The organism is Cohnella mopanensis, assembly GCF_022352055.1.
Classification (GTDB): domain Bacteria; phylum Bacillota; class Bacilli; order Paenibacillales; family Paenibacillaceae; genus Cohnella; species Cohnella mopanensis.
Genome location: NZ_JAKRWM010000017.1, coordinates 123,468 through 141,491, shown reverse-complemented (window position 1 = coordinate 141,491; position 18,024 = coordinate 123,468). Strand labels below are relative to the sequence as shown.

The 18,024-nt window shown below is 49.6% G+C and carries 16 protein-coding genes; 15 read left to right on the top strand and 1 reads right to left on the bottom strand.

What is annotated here, in order from left to right; all coding sequences use genetic code 11:
* The first annotated feature begins 2 nt into the window (after positions 1–2).
* The 5 genes from L3D05_RS22220 to lspA all read left to right on the top strand — a co-directional run bounded on the left by L3D05_RS22220 (position 3) and on the right by lspA (position 5,391).
* Positions 3–1,352 (top strand): response regulator, encoded by a 1,350-nt coding sequence (locus L3D05_RS22220; protein WP_239618575.1) that lies wholly within the window; start codon positions 3–5, stop codon positions 1,350–1,352.
* 102 nt (positions 1,353–1,454) lie between these two features.
* Positions 1,455–2,903 (top strand): ABC transporter substrate-binding protein, encoded by a 1,449-nt coding sequence (locus tag L3D05_RS22215; protein WP_239618574.1) that lies wholly within the window; start codon positions 1,455–1,457, stop codon positions 2,901–2,903.
* A 72-nt stretch (positions 2,904–2,975) separates the two neighbouring features.
* A complete protein-coding gene (locus L3D05_RS22210; RefSeq protein ID WP_239618573.1) occupies positions 2,976–3,881 on the top strand; it encodes a carbohydrate ABC transporter permease in 906 nt (301 codons plus the stop codon).
* The gene (locus L3D05_RS22205) at positions 3,878–4,753 is read left to right on the top strand and encodes a carbohydrate ABC transporter permease (protein ID WP_369417998.1); all 876 of its coding nucleotides are present in this window, start codon (positions 3,878–3,880) and stop codon (positions 4,751–4,753) included. Before L3D05_RS22210 ends, L3D05_RS22205 begins: the two co-directional genes overlap by 4 nt.
* 188 nt (positions 4,754–4,941) lie before the next feature.
* The gene (gene lspA / locus L3D05_RS22200; protein ID WP_239618572.1) at positions 4,942–5,391 is read left to right on the top strand and encodes a signal peptidase II; all 450 of its coding nucleotides are present in this window, start codon (positions 4,942–4,944) and stop codon (positions 5,389–5,391) included.
* A gap of 316 nt (positions 5,392–5,707) precedes the next feature.
* Here lspA and katA read toward each other — a convergent pair whose 3' ends face one another.
* Positions 5,708–7,165, bottom strand: a complete 1,458-nt coding sequence (gene katA, locus L3D05_RS22195; protein WP_239618571.1) for a catalase KatA — start codon at positions 7,163–7,165, stop codon at positions 5,708–5,710.
* A gap of 282 nt (positions 7,166–7,447) precedes the next feature.
* On the opposite strand from katA, the gene L3D05_RS22190 reads away from it, so the two are divergent.
* The 10 genes from L3D05_RS22190 to L3D05_RS26520 all read left to right on the top strand — a co-directional run bounded on the left by L3D05_RS22190 (position 7,448) and on the right by L3D05_RS26520 (position 17,812).
* A complete protein-coding gene (locus tag L3D05_RS22190; protein ID WP_239618570.1) occupies positions 7,448–8,455 on the top strand; it encodes a stalk domain-containing protein in 1,008 nt (335 codons plus the stop codon).
* Between the two features lie 27 nt (positions 8,456–8,482).
* Complete coding sequence (locus tag L3D05_RS22185; protein ID WP_239618569.1) at positions 8,483–9,073, top strand: P-loop nucleotide/nucleoside kinase family protein; 591 nt, start codon at positions 8,483–8,485, stop codon at positions 9,071–9,073.
* Between the two features lie 138 nt (positions 9,074–9,211).
* Entirely contained in the window at positions 9,212–9,955 is a 744-nt protein-coding gene (locus L3D05_RS22180; RefSeq protein WP_239618568.1) for an SDR family NAD(P)-dependent oxidoreductase, read from the top strand.
* 179 nt (positions 9,956–10,134) lie between these two features.
* On the top strand, positions 10,135–10,347 hold the full coding sequence (locus tag L3D05_RS22175; protein ID WP_239618567.1) for a hypothetical protein: 213 nt from the start codon (positions 10,135–10,137) through the stop codon (positions 10,345–10,347).
* Between the two features lie 83 nt (positions 10,348–10,430).
* A complete protein-coding gene (rnz, locus tag L3D05_RS22170) occupies positions 10,431–11,366 on the top strand; it encodes a ribonuclease Z (RefSeq protein ID WP_239618566.1) in 936 nt (311 codons plus the stop codon).
* A gap of 161 nt (positions 11,367–11,527) precedes the next feature.
* Positions 11,528–13,120: a putative bifunctional diguanylate cyclase/phosphodiesterase gene (locus tag L3D05_RS22165; protein ID WP_239618565.1), complete on the top strand. Its 1,593-nt coding sequence runs from the start codon at positions 11,528–11,530 to the stop codon at positions 13,118–13,120.
* A gap of 18 nt (positions 13,121–13,138) precedes the next feature.
* The gene (locus L3D05_RS22160) at positions 13,139–14,089 is read left to right on the top strand and encodes an ROK family protein (RefSeq protein WP_239618564.1); all 951 of its coding nucleotides are present in this window, start codon (positions 13,139–13,141) and stop codon (positions 14,087–14,089) included.
* Positions 14,090–14,328: 239 nt separating this feature from the next.
* Positions 14,329–15,042, top strand: a complete 714-nt coding sequence (locus L3D05_RS22155; protein WP_239618563.1) for a polyphosphate polymerase domain-containing protein — start codon at positions 14,329–14,331, stop codon at positions 15,040–15,042.
* A gap of 2 nt (positions 15,043–15,044) precedes the next feature.
* The gene (locus L3D05_RS22150; RefSeq protein WP_239618562.1) at positions 15,045–15,758 is read left to right on the top strand and encodes a DUF4956 domain-containing protein; all 714 of its coding nucleotides are present in this window, start codon (positions 15,045–15,047) and stop codon (positions 15,756–15,758) included.
* A 14-nt stretch (positions 15,759–15,772) separates the two neighbouring features.
* The gene (locus L3D05_RS26520; protein WP_255807671.1) at positions 15,773–17,812 is read left to right on the top strand and encodes a CotH kinase family protein; all 2,040 of its coding nucleotides are present in this window, start codon (positions 15,773–15,775) and stop codon (positions 17,810–17,812) included.
* Positions 17,813–18,024 lie beyond the last annotated feature (212 nt).

Below are 18,024 nucleotides of genomic sequence, written 5' to 3'. Positions count from 1 at the left end.
ATATGTATCACGTTCTGGTCGTGGATGATGAACCGATGATCTGCACGGGCGTCGCAACCGTATTGACGAACGCTGGAATCGGTATTACGGAAGTGTTTATTGCCAATAACGGATTCGAAGCGCTCGATTATATCCGCTTGGAGAAAATCGATCTGATCATTACCGACATTCAGATGGACTTGATGAGCGGGATCGAGCTGATCGAAACGATATTCACGGAAAATCCGATGGTGCCCATCATCGTTTTGTCGGCGCACGGAGAGTTCGAATATGCGCAGAAAGCGCTACGGTTTGGCGTGAAGGAATACATCGTGAAGCCGGTCATTCCCGCGGAACTCGTACGGGCGGTCCAATCGTTCCTGACGGAACGGGAAACGCAGCAGCGTACGTTGACCGATGCGACGTTTAATCAGAAATTCGTCTTCGAGGACATGGCATCGGGTCGCAATCATATTCTGAACGAGCTCGTGTCGGAAGGGGTTGCGGAAGACGAGGTCGATGAAGTGTTCGCCTACTTAGGCTGCCGATTCGAAGGCCCTTATTACTGCATTCTCGCGATTGAGTTGGATTTATCGAAAGCAGGCCTGTTCGAGGCAGAAATTCGCTCCTTCCGCGATCGTAACTTGCTAAGATACGCGGCGCTGAATGTCGTGGAGGAGACGTTGAGTCGTTGGGACAGCCTCGTCTTCTATTGTGGAACCCATTCGATCGCTGTCGTTCTGCAGTTTAGCCAAGAGGAGATGGCCAGTCCGACAAGGTTGAACGAACAGACGATGATTGCCCAATTGCTGCATAACAACCTGCTGAAGTTCATTCATACGAGAAACATAGTCGGAATTAGCCGTATTCAGGAGGGCATTTCCAGCTGGGTGGCGCTGTTCAAGGAAGCGAACGAGGCGATTCGCTGGAGCGGCGTGCATAGCGACCATAATGTGTTTTACATCGGGGATTTCGGCAGGCACGACGAGCTGCCTTCCGCCGGCGGCATTCCCGTTACGAAGCAGATCATCGAGGATAACAACTCTTTTATTCATAGTGCGATTCAGTATATCGACGGGAGTTACCGCCAGAAGGGACTCAAGCTGCAGGAAATCGCGGAGTCGATCTGTTTGAGCCCGAATTACCTCAGTTACTTGTTTAAGAAAATCGTAGGCATGAACCTGTGGGACTACGTGACGAAGCTGCGAATGGAGGAAGCCAGACGGTTGCTTCTCACGACGGATATGCGCAGATACGAGATTTCCGACGAGATCGGTTACGAATCCCCGGAGCACTTCAGTAAAATTTTCAAGAAGCATTTCGGCGTCAATCCATCGGAAATAAAAAATGATACAAAATTCGCGCAATCATAATTTATCCCTTCTCAAACGATATATCGCACATCGACGTGGGATATAGCGGGGTTTTATGATAAAAATGTAAACACGATAAACCGAGAGGGGATAGGGTTGAAAATGAAAAAGAGTTTATTAGTGAGCATGCTGGCACTCGTGATCGTCATAGCGGGATGCGGAAGCAGCAATAACAGTAGTCCGTCGTCATCGAACGCAGCGTCGCCTAAAGAGTCAACGTCGGCGCCTGCGGTGGAAAGCTCGAAGGAAGCATCGCCTTCTCCGGCGAACGCTGATCCGGTCAGCATTATCGCATATGCGTTCGCTGCAGACAAAACGGAGGAAAACGCGACGTTGAATGCCAAGATCAAACGGTTCGAAGCCAAAAATCCGAATGTCACGATTACGCCTAAATACTGGAAGTATGAAAATACGGAAATCGCGATCAAGATGGCTTCCAACAGCGCGCAAACGGAATTCACGACTTGGGCGACCGAAGGCAAGCTATTGTCGAGCAAGAAGTGGATTATCGATTTGACCGATAATCTAGCCAATTGGCCTTATGCTAAAGATTTGAACGAGTTCGCTCTGGCGCCGTACATCATCGAAGGCAAAACGTACGGCATTCCGATCGACGCTTACGGAATGACGATCACGATTAACAAGAAGCTGTTCGAACAGAAAGGGGTTCCGTTGCCTCCGCTCGATTGGACGTGGGATGAACTGATCGAGGCGGCGAAAGCGGTCAACGATCCGGCTAAGGGCATTGCGGGTTTCATTCCGATGGGCAAAGGTACGGAAGCAGGATGGAACTGGACGAACTTCCTCTACTCGGCGGGCGGCGAAGTTCAGACCGTAGCGGACGGCAAAGTAACGGCAGCCTTCAACTCGGAAGCGGGACTTAATGCACTGAAATTCTACAAGAACCTGAAAGACGCGAACGTCATTCCGAAAAACTGGGCATTAGGCTATGGGGACGCATTAACTCTGTTCAACCAAGGGCGCGGTGCTATGGTCATGTGCGGAAGCGGAAATGCCCTAGACGGTGCGATTAACCAAGGCGGCATTAATAAAGACGACGTGCTGTTGTATCCGATCCCGTCCATGACGAAGGGCGGCAAGCATGTCGGAGTAGCCGGAGGCAATTATAAAGTCATCAATGGATTGGCTACGAAGGAACAGCAGAAAGCCGCATTCGATTTCGTCGTCGACGAATATTTCACCGATGCGTACTTGGATTCGATCGACGCGCAAATTACTTCGCAGAAAGCCAAAAATCAAGTATACGTTCCGCAGCTCATCAACTACTGGAACGACAGCTCCGATTATGGCAAGAAGTACGAGGAGATCTTGGCGAAGCATGACAACGTCTACAAGTATTCACCGGAATTAAGCAAGCTGATGGAATCGAAGCCTGAAGCGACGTACGAAACGCAAGCCTACTATGGAGAGATGGCCAACGCGATCCAGAAAGTGTTCACGAGCAAAGGAGATTTGGATCTGCAGAAAATTCTCGACGATACGGCGGCCAAACTTCAGAAGGGCTCCTTCGACAAAGTAAAAATAGAGTAGCAGCGGAGAAAACGAGAGGGGTCTATGCTGATTACAGTATAGACCCTGATCGATAGATGGGGAGTGATACGCATGGAGCTGCAATTGGATTCTCCGATCGCGAAACCGGGCTTGCGCAGACGGACTCGCTGGTATTTCTGGGGGATGCTCTTCCTGATACCGGAAATCGTCATCTTTTTTATCTTTTTGTGGGTCCCGATTTTCAAGGGTGTCGCTTATAGCTTCTATAACGTGGATTTCATCAGCGGAAACTCTTTCGTAGGTTGGCAAAATTACAACGAGGTGCTGAGCAACCCCGATTTCTATACGGCAATCCAGAATACGCTCGTATACATGGGCTTAGCGGTGTTACTCGGGTTCTGGGTGCCGATCGCGATGGCGATAGCCGTATCCGAGTTGAAATGGTTTCAGGGGCCGGCCAGAATCGTAGGTTACTTGCCCAGCATCATTCCCGCGATCGTGCTGTATGGAATGTGGCAGTGGTTTTATGATCCGGTAGGACCGATCAATTCTTTCTTGAATTACATTGGTTTGCCTAGCTTCGATTTCTATAGCAAGGAGCATGCCGTATTTTCCTTGATTATTTTGGAGACGTGGCAAAATTTCGGAAGCGCGACCCTGATCTATATTGCCGGCCTGGCCGCCATTCCGAGAGACTTGTACGAGGCGGCGGAGTTAGACGGAGCGGGCGTATGGGCTCGTATTCGTTACGTCACGCTTCCCAGCTTGAAAGGCTTGCTCCTGCTCCTGCTCGTGCTGCAACTGATAGCGACATCGCAAGCATTCCAATCCCAACTGCTCATGTTTGGCGGCGGGCCGGACAATGCGACGTTAACGTATCTCCTGCTGACTACTAGAGAAGCTTTCACCTACTTCAATTTTGGGAAGGCTAGCGCGATGGGGGTCATCATGTTCATCGTCTTGGTCGTCTTCTCGATCTTGACGATCAAGATCCGCAAGGGAGGCGACGAAGCTTGAAGGCAGCCCATGACCGCGCGATCATGTCGCGCTACGACTTCCGCAAATCCGGCGTGAAGGTCGTGTACGCCTTTATGGTTGCGTGCATCGTACTGATCTCGCTTTCGATGTTATATCCGTTCGTGAATACGTTCTTGAATTCTTTGAAGTCGACCAAGGAGTTTTTCGCATTCCCAGCGCCATTCTTTCCGAGCAAGTGGTTGTGGGGGAACTATAAGGAATCGTTAACCTATCTCAAGATAGGTATGCATTTCAAGAATACGATCTTCATCTTCGCGGGGAACACGTTTTTTTCTTTGACTTTTCTAGGACTTGCGGCGTTCAGCCTATCCCATCTGAGGGTCCCGTTCAAGAAATGGGTCACGCTGTATTTCATGTCTACCTTGCTTATTCCTTCGGCGTCGTATTTGATTCCGAACTTCCTGAATCTCAAGGAGCTAGGCGTATTAAACAGTTACTGGGCTTTCTGGCTTCCGGCCGGGGCGAACGCATTCTTCTTGCTGTTGTTGAAAAATTTCTTCGACGGCATCCATAAGGAGCTATTCGAGTCGGCGAGAATCGATGGAGCTTCGGAGTTTCGATGTTTTCTCAATATCGCCATTCCGTTGTCCGCGCCGATCTTAATTACTTTAATCTTATTGGGTTTCGCTTCGACTTGGAACGACTTCTATTGGTCGAGCTTGGTTATGCAGGAAGACAAGCTGCCACTAGCTGCCGCGATCTATACGAAGATCATCTATCCCGGATCGACGATTAACTGGAACGTCCGCTTCGCCATTCTGAGCATGACGTTACTGCCGCCCTTAGTCGTGTTTCTTTTCTTTCAGAGGTATATTATCGGCGGTTTAAGCCTAGGCGCAGTGAAAGGTTAGCGCAGAGGAAACTTGTTCGCGGAAAACACCCTCATTCTGAGGGTGTTTTTTGCTGTTGGAGTAACCCGTCGTCAAATACACATCATCACCAATATGCCATTAGATACCAAAATACTAAACTCCGTTATAAGCTATACTTGTGAGAGGAGTCGTAATAAGCGATTGGGCAGGGAAGAGGGAGTTTCGGCATGTTATTTTACGCAATTGCGCTATTCATAGTCCTGGTGGACCAAGTGACCAAAATTCTCGTCCGCATTCACGTAGATGTCGGAGAAAATATTTCGTTGTGGGGAATAAGGTTCACGCATTACGAGAATAGCGGAATGGCTAGCAGCCTGTTCCAAGGATATGGAAGACTGTTTGGAGTTATTGCTATGATGTTTGTAATAGGCGTCCTGTATTATAGGAGGTCGGGAACAAGAAAAGGCGTTATGATGGAGTGTAGTTTAGGATTTATTGTTGGAGGGGCGATCGGTAACGGCGTGGATCGTCTTATATACGGCGAGGTAACGGATTTCATCATTCGCTCGGGCGGGATTCTGAACGTGGCAGATCATGCCATCGAGTTAGGCGTCCTATTGCTCCTTATTTATTTCGTTGTAGACTATATAGGCAAACGCAAAGCCAGCCGAGGGTAGCTCGACTGGCTTTGTTATTAGGTAGGTTAACTTGCTGACGAACTCAATTTCAAACTTGGATGAGAAATAACTGTATAAGTACAGTTATTTGGCGAGGAAACGTTACTTAATAGCCATTACCTGTATAAGTACAGTTAATTTTGCAAGTTGTGTTGAACATTCAGGAGCTTCTAATGAAATAACTGTACATTTCCTGTTATTTCATTAGAAAGCTCGTATTAGAACAGAAATAACTGTATAAACCCCGTTATTAAGAGAGGGAGAGCAGTAGCCTTAAGTCTTTAACGTCATGCTCTTGATTCCATCAAGCGTTCCATCAAGCGTTCTGAGGAACCGCTAATCCAAGACCTTCGGCGATGCGTTGGCCATACTCGGGATCGGCCTTGTAGAAGTGCGCGATCTGGCGAAGCTTGATTTCGTCCTTCTCCACGGGTTTCATCGCGCCTACGATCGTCTCCACCAGACGCGCGCGTTCTTCTTCGCTTAACAAGCGATATAAGTCTCCCGGCTGGGTATAGTGATCGTGATGGTCGTAAGCTACGCTAGCGGCTTCGCCCGACACCTCGAATGCAGCCGATTTGTGCTCCGCCGATTCCTTCGGTCCGCCATAACTGTTCGGCTCGTAGTAGATCGAACCGCCTCCGTTGTTGTCGGAGCGCATTTGCCCATCGCGTTGATAGGTGTTCACTTCCGATTGCGGGCGGTTGATAGGCAGCGTATTGTGATTGGCGCCAACGCGGTAACGGTGGGCGTCGGAGTAGGCGAACAGACGACCTTGCAGCATTTTGTCCGGAGACGCCTCGATTCCTGGAACGAAAGAGCCGGGGGAGAAGGTCGCTTGCTCGACTTCGGCAAAATAGTTCTCGGGATTCCTGTTGAGCACCATGCGGCCGACTTCGATGAGCGGATAGTCTTTCTGGGACCATACTTTCGTCACATCGAAGGGGTCAAAGCGGTAAGTATTCGCGTCTTCCAACGGCATGATCTGCACATGAAGCCTCCAAGCGGGATAATCCCCGTTAGCGATGGCGTTGAACAGTTCCTCCGTATGATAATCCGGATTTTCCCCCGCAAGCTTGGCCGCGAGGTCGACATCCAGGTTCTTAACGCCTTGTTCCGTCTTGAAGTGGTATTTCACCCATACCGCTTGACCGTCCGCATTCACCCATTTGAACGTATGGCTCCCGAAACCATGCATATGTCTCAGCGTAGCGGGTATGCCCCGATCGGACATGAGGATCGTTACTTGATGCAGAGATTCGGGGGAGAGGGACCAGAAATCCCAAACCGCGTTCGGATTTTTCAAATGCGTCTGAGGATGGCGTTTCTGCGTATGAATGAAGTCTGGAAACTTGATCGCGTCGCGGATGAAGAAGACAGGGGTATTGTTGCCGACCAGATCATAATTGCCTTCGTCGGTATAGAACTTCACGGCGAATCCGCGCGGGTCGCGTACCGTATCCGCGGAACCGAGCTCGCCTGCAACCGTGGAGAAACGAATAAACATAGGAGTGCGTTTGCCTAATTCCGAGAATAAGCTGGCTTTCGTATATTGCGATAAGTCATTGGTGACCTCGAAGTAACCGTGCGCTCCTGCCCCTTTGGCATGAACGACCCGTTCCGGTACGCGCTCTCTATTAAAATGCGCGAGCTTCTCTAGCAGATGAACGTCTTGAATCAGCGTAGGACCGCGTGCGCCTGCCGTAATCGAGTTTTGGTTGTCCCCTACGGGAGCTCCCCAACTGGTCGTTAATTTGTTATTCGGTGTACTCATCGGACAATCACTCCTTTGATCAAATGTAAATATATTTATAATGATAACGACTATCAACAAATAATCAATACTATTTTAGAATTATTCTAAATTAAGATTTGATGAAGAATAAATAAAATAGCGTGATACTCAAGCTTATGGGCTTGGCTATTGCGATATTCATCGTAAATGGAAAGCTGAATAAACTCATTCTAGCTGTTCTAATACTTTGTCGTTAAAAGGGATTCGATGTCTAATAAGCGAATAAATAGACAATCGAATCGTGATGAAAGGACTGACAACATGAAGAGAGGTTTATTTCTAATAACAATAATGATGAGTGCTGTTCTGGCTAACCCATTGGAAACTCGCGCGGCAGAGCCCCAATCGCCAACCCTTAAAGACACGAGAGTTACCATCAACAACGAACGAGTCCTATTCCAAGATTCACTTCCAGCGGTTGTTAAGAATGGAAGGATATTCGTTCCGATCCGCATCTTCGAGCATTCGCAGATTCAAGGGCAGTATTTAACAACTAAAGGACGTTCCGAGATATCTATTTATAATCATAATGCTCAAATTAATATGGCGATCGGTGAAGAGACATACCGTTACCGTCAAGTCGATGGCAATAGAGACATCACTTCAACGAGGGATTTGAAGGGAGCCCCTCCTTATCTCCAAGATCAGGAAGCGATGATCCCGCTCAGGCCTGTTGCGGAAGCGTTGGGGATCGAAGTGAAGTGGAATAATCAGACTAAATCCGTTGCGCTCGGAACCGATGAAAAGTATCGTAGCGAACTGGACCCGGAGGAAGAATGGGTTGAATGGATGGGGAGGAAACCGATCGATTGGGACGATAATTCCGCCAAGCCAATCACGGAGGAGGAACTGAAAGCTTATATCAAGGAGAAGAAGCTTTCGATCTCCGATTACGTAATCAGTTCCAAATATGAAGCGGTCGTACTGGAAGTCAGAGAAAGCGAAGCTAGTACGTATTCCGTTCAAAGATTGCGCAACGGGGAGCTTGGCGCCGAGGGGATGATGATTGTTGTCGCACCGGATGAAGAAGGAATATCGGTCAAGAGATCACATGGTTATCTAAGCGTTGTCATCTATGACAATAAAAAGCTGCATCGAATAAATTCTTGTGAGATCTCCGCGTATAGCGAAGGAAAGTCAAAGAAACTTAAGTTTGCTCTGGACGGTGGCAAGCAAGGCTATTTGTTACCTCTAAACGAAGGGATTACGGAGGGAATAATGAAACTGTATGGCGATGAAGACTACGTCTATGAGAGAAAATTTTGGTAACGGGAAGAAAGACGGGAGAGTATAGCGATGCCGAAACTCGTATTTGTCATAGGTGGAGCTGGCGCGGGAAAAACGACATTGGCGAAAGCTTTAGCGGGCAAGCGCGGCGCGACAGTATTAGACATGGATACGTTGCTGAGACCTGCCGCAATCGCGCTCATGACGCAAGCCGGATTAGATCCGAATGATCGGGATTCCTCGGAATATAAGAGGTTATGCAGAGACCTAGGCTACCGGATTACGATGGATGCAGCGCTAGAGAATGTCGCAATCGGAACGGACGTGTTCGTGATCGGTCCCTTTACGAAAGAGACGGAACAACCGGAGTGGATCGAGGACGAGTTGTCGTCAATAGGGGATGCCGCGCAAGAAGTTGAGGTTAAGGTTATCGTCGTTCATCTCGGAGCCGCGGAAATATACCGGGATCGAATTGAACGAAGGAACACCGTACTTGATCGCTGGAAGCTGGAGCATTGGTCCGAGTTCAGCAAGTCGTTAAAGATGCGCGAACCGAAGTGGCGACTGGCGGTGGGTAACGTGCTTTATTTCGATAATACTCATGAGCTTGACGAAAGACGGTTAGCGGTAGCGGAAGCGTTCGTATACGAGGAATCCTGATCGAATAATCTTTCATTTGCAAGGCGATGCGCGTATTCGAACGCGACATCGCCTTGTTGCGTTCTCGGAAGTATAATCGAGCCCCCATTTACAAATGACTATGTTGGTTTACAATCTGTCGGGAATGGGGAATCGCTTATGAGATTCGCATCGAAAGTGGCCATAGTAACTGGGGGAGCAAGCGGTATCGGGGAAGCAGCCGTTCGACTGTTCGCGCAAGAGGGAGCGAAGGTTGTCATCGCGGACTTCTCCGAACGCGGTCAGGAAGTGGCCGAACGGTTTAACCGGGAAGGTCTGGATACGTTCTTCGTGAAGACAAACGTAGTCGAGGAGAACGACGTCAAGAGCATGGTTGAGCAGACCGTGAACAAATACGGCAAATTGGATATTTTGTTCGCCAATGCGGGTATCGCCAAAGACGGTCCGGCGCACGAATTAAGTGTGGATGCTTGGCAAAGAACGATCGATATCAATTTGTCTGGCGTGTTCCTTTGCGACAAATACGCGATCCAGCAAATGCTGTCTCAAGGAACAGGAGGCGTTATCGTCAATTGCGGCTCCATACATAGCAATGTCGGCAAAGCGAACGTAACCGCTTATGCGGCCGCTAAGGGAGGGGTTAAGCTTCTTACCCAAACGCTAGGGATCGACTATGCAACGAAAGGGATACGGGTGAACGCGATTTGTCCGGGTTATATCGATACTCCGCTTATCGCCGGCCGTAATGAAGCGATTACCGAGCATCTTGTGGGCCTTCATCCGATGGGGCGTCTCGGGAAACCGGAAGAGGTGGCCAAAGCGGTTCTGTTCCTCGCCAGCGAAGACGCGTCCTTCATTACCGGCACAAGTCTCCTCGTGGATGGCGGATATACCGCACAGTGAATCCGTTAATTGTGGATAAGAAGGGAGAGTCCCGGCGAGCGGACTCTCCTTTGTTTTCATTTTTCGAAGTTTCGGCGCATTGTCTCGAATTTTCAACATCCCCTGCAGGTTATCGAAGAGATGGACGAAATGTGGGGTCGGTAGTAAAATAGTCAAGAACATATAATTGGGGTGATCCTATGAGCGATAATGATACAAATCCGGTAGAAGCCGGCGCGGAACAACCGAAAAAATCGAGTCAAGCAGACGCAATCAAACGCATTCTGGAGAGGAAGAAACAAGCTCAGCAGAATGCCAACGGCAAGCAAGGCCATTCGTCAACGGAAGGCAAGAAAATGAAGACCCAGATTCACAAAGTGCAAAATAACCAAAAGAGACGCACAGGCGTATAAACGCGGGAATCTCCTCCTAGAATAGATTACCCCGAAGGTTAAATCGACCCTGCGAGGTACAAGCTAGGAAAGGAGGTGTCGGGATGGAAATTTGGTTTCTGGGCACGAGCGCGGGGATGCCAATAGCGGGCAGGAACGTGACCTCGATCGCGCTTCGCATGCCGCAGAACAGGGGAACGTTCTGGTTGTTCGACTGCGGTGAAGGAACCCAGCACCAATTGCTGAGAACGCCGTTCCGATTGAGCCGGTTGGAGAAGCTGTTCATTACCCATTTGCATGGCGATCATTTATTCGGACTTCCCGGCTTATTGAGCAGCCGAGCTTCGCTTGGCGGAACCGATCCGTTGGAATTGTACGGACCTCCGGGTTTGCGCGAGTTTACGGAATCGGCGTTACGGATAACGGGAACTCATCTCGGATATCCCCTGCACATTCACGAGATCGGGGAAGGAACGATATTCAAGGACGATGCTTTTATCGTAGAAGCAGCTCTATTGGATCATCGAATCGATTGTTTCGGCTACCGAATAACCGAGCTTCCTCATTCCGGCGCTCTCGATACAAAGTTGCTTGCCGAGATGGGGGTCTCTCCTGGTCCTGTATATGGAAAGCTGAAGTCCGGCGTGGACGTGGAATTGGAAGACGGACGAACGATCCGTTCGGCAGATGTCATTGGGGAGCCGTTGGCCGGCCGAGTGGTCGTTGTGCTCGGGGATACCAAGCCATGCGACAATGCCGTTGAGCTTGCCAGAGACGCGGATCTTCTCGTTCACGAAGCGACGTTCGCTCATGAACTGGCAGAGAAAGCCGAAGAGTATGGTCATTCTACCGCTAGGCAGGCAGCAGAAACTGCTCGATCAGCGGGAGCTCGCAAGTTGCTGATCACGCATTTCAGTTCCCGATATAAGCCGGAGGATCTGGCTAATCTGGAAGCGGAAGCGAGAAAAGTATTTGCGGAAACAGACGCGGCGATCGAGCTTACTCCTTATGAGATTATTCGCTTAACCGACAGGGATTGAAAAAGTCGAGTTTAATTGCCGTGAGGGTGGTTAAGCTCGGCTTTTCTATTGGAGATCTTTTTAGCCGGATGAAGGAATTTCCTCGTTTTATGGAGAATTGTGTAACTAACGGTCGCCGTAGTGGTTTACGCTAACGCACTTGAATGCAAGGAGGACAAACCATGTCTAAACAGGTGCAAGAGATTGAGGGATCGAGCTCTATTAAAGTACAGTCGCCACTGTCGGCTTCGCTACGAATAGCTCTTCTCTATTTGATCTGTGGAGCGTTATGGATTTTGTTTTCTGATCAGGTGCTGAATGCTATCGTCTCCGACAAAGAGATGTATGCTCGGTTTAGCATGATCAAGGGCTGGTCCTACATTGTCATGACCGCCCTCCTATTGTTATATTTAATCTATCGGACAACCTTAAGGATGCGAGTGGCGGAGCGCAAGCTTCATAACCAATATACGGAATTGCTGAACAACCGGGAGGAGCTTCGCAAAATCGCCTACCGCGATCAGTTAACGGGTTTGCCGAATCGTCTAGCCCTGTATGAGAACTTAACGTTGCTTAAGGATGCCTCTTTATTCTATGTGGATCTGGATGACTTCAAGTATGTCAACGATACGCTCGGACACGCTTTCGGAGATCGTCTGCTCCGGGAAATCTCGACAAGGATAGTCAATGGTTTATTGCCTTCGGAACAGCTATACCGTCTAGGGGGCGACGAATGGGTTGTCGTGACCCGCGTGCCTAAAGACCGGCTTCAGACAAGGGTCGAGCAGCTTCTAAGCTTGTTCGATAGCCCGTTCGCGGTTGGCGAGCAATGGATGCATATGACGGGAAGCATTGGCATCTCGCATTTTCCATCGCATGGCCGCACGCTGGACCAACTGTTGAAAAATGCGGATATCGCCCTCTACCATGTGAAGCGGCAAGGGAAAAACAGCTTCGCTTTCTATGATTTCTCGCTTAGCGTTCCGGTTCAGCATCGGGCGGAAATGGAGCGGCTGCTGCGCCACGCGTTAGAGAACGGAGAGTTCGAGCTGCACTATCAGCCTCAAATTCATCTCGGAAGCTCGCAGGCTGAAGGGCTTGAAGCCTTAATTCGTTGGAACAGTCCGGAGCTCGGGCACGTCCGTCCGGATCAGTTCATTAAGATTGCCGAAGAGACGCAATTGATCGTTCCGATCGGGGAGTGGGTTCTCCGTACGGCTTGCGAATATATTCAGACCGTTCATGAGACATGCCCGCATAAGCCAACCGTTTCCGTGAACGTATCGGTCGTTCAGTTGTTCGGGCATCGCTTCGTCGAGCGGGTGATGGATATTTTGCAGGAAACGGGTCTCGATCCGCGTTGCTTGGAGCTGGAAGTGACGGAGTCGATGGTCATTGAGTCTCTCGATCAGATCGCGGATAAGTTGTCTCGGCTAAGGGAGCATGGCGTGAATATCGCTTTGGATGACTTCGGAAGAGGCTTCTCGTCGCTCAGCCATCTCATGAAGCTTCCGATTACTACGCTTAAGATCGACAAGAGCTTCATCGATCAAATCCCGGATAACCTGGAGGATCAGCCCCTAACCGGCCTTATTATCCGTATGGCTAAGGGATTGGGGATGAAAGTGGTAGCGGAAGGCGTGGAAACCTATGCGCAATTGGATTACTTGAAGAAGTACGAATGCGATTGCGTACAAGGATACTTATTAAGCAAACCTCTCCCGGCTATGGAAGCCAGAGATTGGGTCAAGACGGCAAGCATGCCGATATCATGAGAGTGCGGAGGAACAGCAATGAGCAACAAGGTATATGCAGGGATCGATCTAGGAGGCACGAAGATCCTTGCCGTTCTATTGGATGGAGACGGGGCTCTTCTGACGAAATCGGAAGTAAGCACCGACGCGCAAGAGGGCTCCCATGCCGTTATTCAACGAATGATCGATTTAATTCATGATTGTCTAAATAAAATCGAGTCGGCCGAGTTAGCCAGCATTGGCGTAGCGACCGCAGGAACTCTTAAGGCGGACGAGGGTGTCGTAGCTTACGCATCGAACTTAGGATGGACGAACGTTCCGCTCGGCAAGGAGCTCGCGCAAGCATTCGGAGTTCCCGTTAACTTGGAAAATGATGCGAACGCCGCGGCTTATGGAGAATGGGCGGTCGGAGCGGGACGCGGGACGCAGGATTGCGTCTACATCACCGTATCTACGGGAATCGGGGCTGGAATCATCAGCGGTGGAAAGTTAATCCGCGGAAGAGATTCAAGCGCCGGCGAATTGGGCCATATTACGATCGATTGGAACGGTTCCAAATGTTTGTGCGGTAATGTAGGATGCTTGGAGCTATACGCTTCCGGAACCTCGATCGGACGGCGGGCGGGGCAGCTTGCCGCGGAATTGCCCGAGGAAGCTTCGCTGCTGAAGGACAAAGCTGCCGGAGCTCCGATTAACTCCCGACATGTCGCCGAAGCTGCGAGAGAGGGGGATGCTTTGTCCCTCCGCATTCTTAAAGAAGCGGGGCAAGCATTAGGAGCAGGGATGGTCAGCATCATCCATTCCACGAATCCCGAATTGGTGATCATCGGCGGAGGAGCGGCAAGCATCGGCGCGCCGTTGTTCGAACCGATGCACCAAGCGATCGCCGATCGCGCGATCGGTACGATGGCGACGGGCGTGAAGTATGCTTCTCCGCTTCTGGGTAAGGATGCCGGAGCTATTGGAGCTGCTTTGCTTGTGAATGGTTAGTCTGGCTTGAAAAATAGAGATGCTGCTACCCATAGCAAATGAACTAAAATACGGATGATACGCTGATCCGAAAGACCGTCGCGAACGTTGCGACGGTCTTTTTTGGCGTGGATTGCCGCTTCACTTTCAGTAAACATTCAGCCCTGCTTCAGCTTCGCTTCATTTAATATTAAGCAGACAATCATTAACGCAATGTAAAGTTTTACTTGAGGCGAACACGAGAAACGAGGTGCAAAACAATGAGAACAGACCTGAAGTACCGACACGAGCTTAAGTACTACATGAACCCATACCAATATCAAGTCATGAAACGCCAGCTCAGAAATCTGCTGCGGTTGGACAAGTATGCTGGCCCTTCGGGGGATTACCATATCAGAAGCCTGTACTTCGACGATATCGACAACAAGGCGCTGCACGAGAAGCTAGCCGGAGTTCGGGATCGCGAGAAATACCGGATCAGAATCTATAATCGTTCCGACAAAGTCATTCATCTGGAGAAAAAAATCAAGTTCAACGACTACATCACGAAGGTGAAGGAACCGTTGACGCGAGATAATTATGACTCCATCTTGGCTGGCGACTACGAATTTCTGAACGATCCTTCCAAGTCGTTGCTTGCGGAAATGTACGACCAGATGAAAAACAAGCTGTTAAGGCCGAAGGTCATCGTGGACTACGTGCGGGAAGCTTATGTGTGCGGCGCGGGCAATGTCCGGATCACTTTCGACAAACAGCTTAAGACCGGACTGAACCGGGTCGATATTTTCGATCCCGCCCTCTCCATGATTAACGCGTTCGACGACGACATTACCGTGTTCGAAGTGAAATTCGACGAGTATTTGCCGGAATACGTGCGAACCGCCATTCAGACCGGAGGGCTGGTCAGACAATCGAACTCGAAATACGTGATATGCAGAAAATTCATTAAATTCAATTCCTGGGAGGACCAATAATTATGGATACGAATACGGCAACGGCGGCAGAGGCGAAGACAACGTTTACGGACGTGATCAAAAAATCGGTATTGGAAAATTTTTCGACCGACATCGACATTTCCAAAATTATCATTACGCTATTGATTTCTTTTTTCGTCGGATTGTTTATCTATGTCCTGTACAAGCGCATTTTCAGCGGCATTCTTTATTCTAAGAGCTTTAACGTTTCGCTGATCGGGATGACGTTAATTACTTCCATGGTCATTATCGCGATCAACTCGAACCTCGTGCTGTCTCTCGGTATGGTCGGCGCGCTCAGTATCGTTCGTTTTCGGACGCCGATCAAAGATCCGACCGATCTGATTTTCTTGTTCTGGGCGGCTGCAGCAGGGATCGTCACGGGCGCGGGATTTTTCTCATTGGCCATTATCGGTTCGGTGATCGTGGGATTGGTTCTGTTCGTGTTCGTTAAGAATGCCTCGTTCGAAACGCCCTATCTAATGGTCGTCAATTGCGACGGAGATGAAAGCGAACAAGCCATCGTGAAACAACTGAATACGTCGGTCAAAAGATATAACGTGAAGCAAAAGACGGTAACGAGCGATAATATCGAAATGACGGTAGAGGTACGATTAAAGGGGCAAGAAACCCGGTTCGTGAACCAAATTACGGAGATGAGCGGTGTCAAAAGCGCTGTTCTCATTAGTTATAGCGGCGATTATGTATCTCAATGACAGGAGGCGAGTGTATGAGATCGCGCAAATTACTTCCTCTCCTTGTCAGTTTCTTTGCTATCGTACTAGCCAGTAGCTTGATCTGGGATATGAGCGCGTCTGACGAAGGAGCAGTGACCGAAGCGGCTTCCCTAACGGAATCGACGGATCAACTGGAGCAAAAAGTGTTTCCTAAGGATAAAGTGGTAGATGTGAAAATCACGATCGACGAAGACGATTTTCAGGACATGCTGGACAATGCGTCGACGGAAGAGATGAAGATGGCGTCGGTCGAGTACAATGGGATCAAGATGGACAATATCGGGATTCGGACGAAAGGAAATTTATCGTTGCGCAGCGTCGTATCATCCGATTCGGATCGGTATAGCTTTAAGCTTAGCTTCGACGAATATATTTCCAGTCAGACGATGATGGGGATAAGCAAAATCAACCTGAATAACAATTACAGCGATGCGACTTATATGAGAGAGTTTCTCACTTATGAGCTCGCAAAGACGATGGGCCTTCCGACACCGGAGTATTCCTACGTCAACGTGTACGTGAATGGAAAGCTATGGGGTTTCTATCTGGCCATCGAACAGATTGGCGACGCGTATTTGGAACGCCATTTCGGGAATTCGTACGGTGCTCTGTACAAAGCAGAATTCGGAATGGGAGGAGGAGGTCCGAACTTCGGAGGCGGAGCGGCTGGTACTACGGGAGGGAACAACTCCAATGGCGGCGACTTGTTATGGCAGGACGATAATATTGAATCGTATGGAGCTTTGACGCAGAAGTCGAAGTCTTCGAACGACGACATCTTGGTGGACATGCTGGACGAATTGAATAACGGTTCCTATTACGAGAAGGTTCTGGACGTTGAAGAATCGCTCAAGTATATCGCGTTGAATGCAGTCACGGTGAATATGGACAGCTACCTTGGCTCTAATAAGCAAAATTATTATTTATATGAAGACGAAGGGGTATTCTCCGTTCTTCCATGGGATTACAATATGTCGTTCGGCGGTATGGGAAGCAGTTCGCAGGTCATGATCGACGAACCGACGCAGGGCGCTGTAGCGGAACGGCCTCTGATCTCGAAGCTGCTGGCGGTTGAGGCCTACAAGACGAAGTACCACGAGATTATCCAACAAATGATCGACGGATACTTGGCGGACGATACTTTCGCGGCAAGGGTGAATGAGATTAAGGAGCTCATCTCGCCGTACGTCAAACAAGACCCGCGTCCTTTCTATACGTATGAACAGTACGAAAGCGCGGTCCCGCAGTTGATATCGTTCACGGCTAGCCGGGTCGAAAATGTCGCTGGGCAACTGGACGGCTCGATCGCTTCGTCAGGCGACGGCAGCGGCAGCGGCGGTGGCATGGGCGGCATGGGTGGCGGCAGAGGCGGATTTGACCGTAATGGTGCTGGACAAACGCAGCAAAACGGTGGGCAGACTCAACAAGGTGGAGACCAATCGCAGCAAGGCGGAGGGCAGACCCAACAAGGCGGAGATCAGTCGCAGCTGAGTGAGGGTAACGTTCCGATTGCCTCATTGGGAAATATGGCGGCACTAAGCACTCAATCGCAGGGCGGCGTAACGCTGGCGGCTGTTGACTACAAAGTTGCGACTGCTGCAGGAGAAGGGATCGGAAACGAACAAAATAACCAATCGCAGAATGGGCAAGCTCAGCAGAATGACACGAATGGTCAAGTACAGAATGATACGAATGGTCAAGCTCAGAACGGCCAAACACAGAATGGACAGGCACAGAATGGACAAGCACCGAATGATGCAAATGGCCAAGCGCCGAACGGACAAGCGCATGACGGACAAACACCACCTGACGGTCAATTTGGTGGAGGATTTGGCGGAGGCTTCCCGGGTGGACAAGGCGGCGGTTTTGACCGAGGCCAAGGCGGGGGAATGCCAGGCATGGGTGGAATGGGAGGCGTAACGGGGACGCAAACGCAAGGCAGCTACAAAGCGGCCGCCACTACGGCAATCTCATTGGCCGTTCTCCTCTTAGCCGGACTTTTCATCCTGTTGTATAAACGCAAACGGCTATAATAACTTGAATGGATGGTGGAGCGAGATTCTTTCTCTCTTCACCATTTTTTTGTTTATTTGAGCACCCCGCACCCCGCACCCCGCATAATAACTGGAAATATCCATTTAATTTTATGAATCGAGGGGTATTAATTTAAATAAATGGATTAATACATTTAATTCACAACAAACTCGAAAACTATAGCCCAACTTGTTCCAAATAACTGTATTTT

What these genes read in the sequence shown, in the direction of transcription:
- L3D05_RS22220 (WP_239618575.1), top strand. Translation starts at nt 3, where the DNA reads ATGTATCACGTTCTGGTCGTGGATGATGAACCGATGATCTGCACGGGC.
- L3D05_RS22215 (WP_239618574.1), top strand. Translation starts at nt 1,455, where the DNA reads ATGAAAAAGAGTTTATTAGTGAGCATGCTGGCACTCGTGATCGTCATA.
- L3D05_RS22210 (WP_239618573.1), top strand. Translation starts at nt 2,976, where the DNA reads ATGGAGCTGCAATTGGATTCTCCGATCGCGAAACCGGGCTTGCGCAGA.
- lspA (WP_239618572.1), top strand. Translation starts at nt 4,942, where the DNA reads ATGTTATTTTACGCAATTGCGCTATTCATAGTCCTGGTGGACCAAGTG.
- katA (WP_239618571.1), bottom strand. Translation starts at nt 7,165, where the DNA reads ATGAGTACACCGAATAACAAATTAACGACCAGTTGGGGAGCTCCCGTA.
- L3D05_RS22190 (WP_239618570.1), top strand. Translation starts at nt 7,448, where the DNA reads ATGAAGAGAGGTTTATTTCTAATAACAATAATGATGAGTGCTGTTCTG.
- L3D05_RS22185 (WP_239618569.1), top strand. Translation starts at nt 8,483, where the DNA reads ATGCCGAAACTCGTATTTGTCATAGGTGGAGCTGGCGCGGGAAAAACG.
- L3D05_RS22180 (WP_239618568.1), top strand. Translation starts at nt 9,212, where the DNA reads ATGAGATTCGCATCGAAAGTGGCCATAGTAACTGGGGGAGCAAGCGGT.
- L3D05_RS22175 (WP_239618567.1), top strand. Translation starts at nt 10,135, where the DNA reads ATGAGCGATAATGATACAAATCCGGTAGAAGCCGGCGCGGAACAACCG.
- rnz (WP_239618566.1), top strand. Translation starts at nt 10,431, where the DNA reads ATGGAAATTTGGTTTCTGGGCACGAGCGCGGGGATGCCAATAGCGGGC.
- L3D05_RS22165 (WP_239618565.1), top strand. Translation starts at nt 11,528, where the DNA reads ATGTCTAAACAGGTGCAAGAGATTGAGGGATCGAGCTCTATTAAAGTA.
- L3D05_RS22160 (WP_239618564.1), top strand. Translation starts at nt 13,139, where the DNA reads ATGAGCAACAAGGTATATGCAGGGATCGATCTAGGAGGCACGAAGATC.
- L3D05_RS22155 (WP_239618563.1), top strand. Translation starts at nt 14,329, where the DNA reads ATGAGAACAGACCTGAAGTACCGACACGAGCTTAAGTACTACATGAAC.
- L3D05_RS22150 (WP_239618562.1), top strand. Translation starts at nt 15,045, where the DNA reads ATGGATACGAATACGGCAACGGCGGCAGAGGCGAAGACAACGTTTACG.
- L3D05_RS26520 (WP_255807671.1), top strand. Translation starts at nt 15,773, where the DNA reads ATGAGATCGCGCAAATTACTTCCTCTCCTTGTCAGTTTCTTTGCTATC.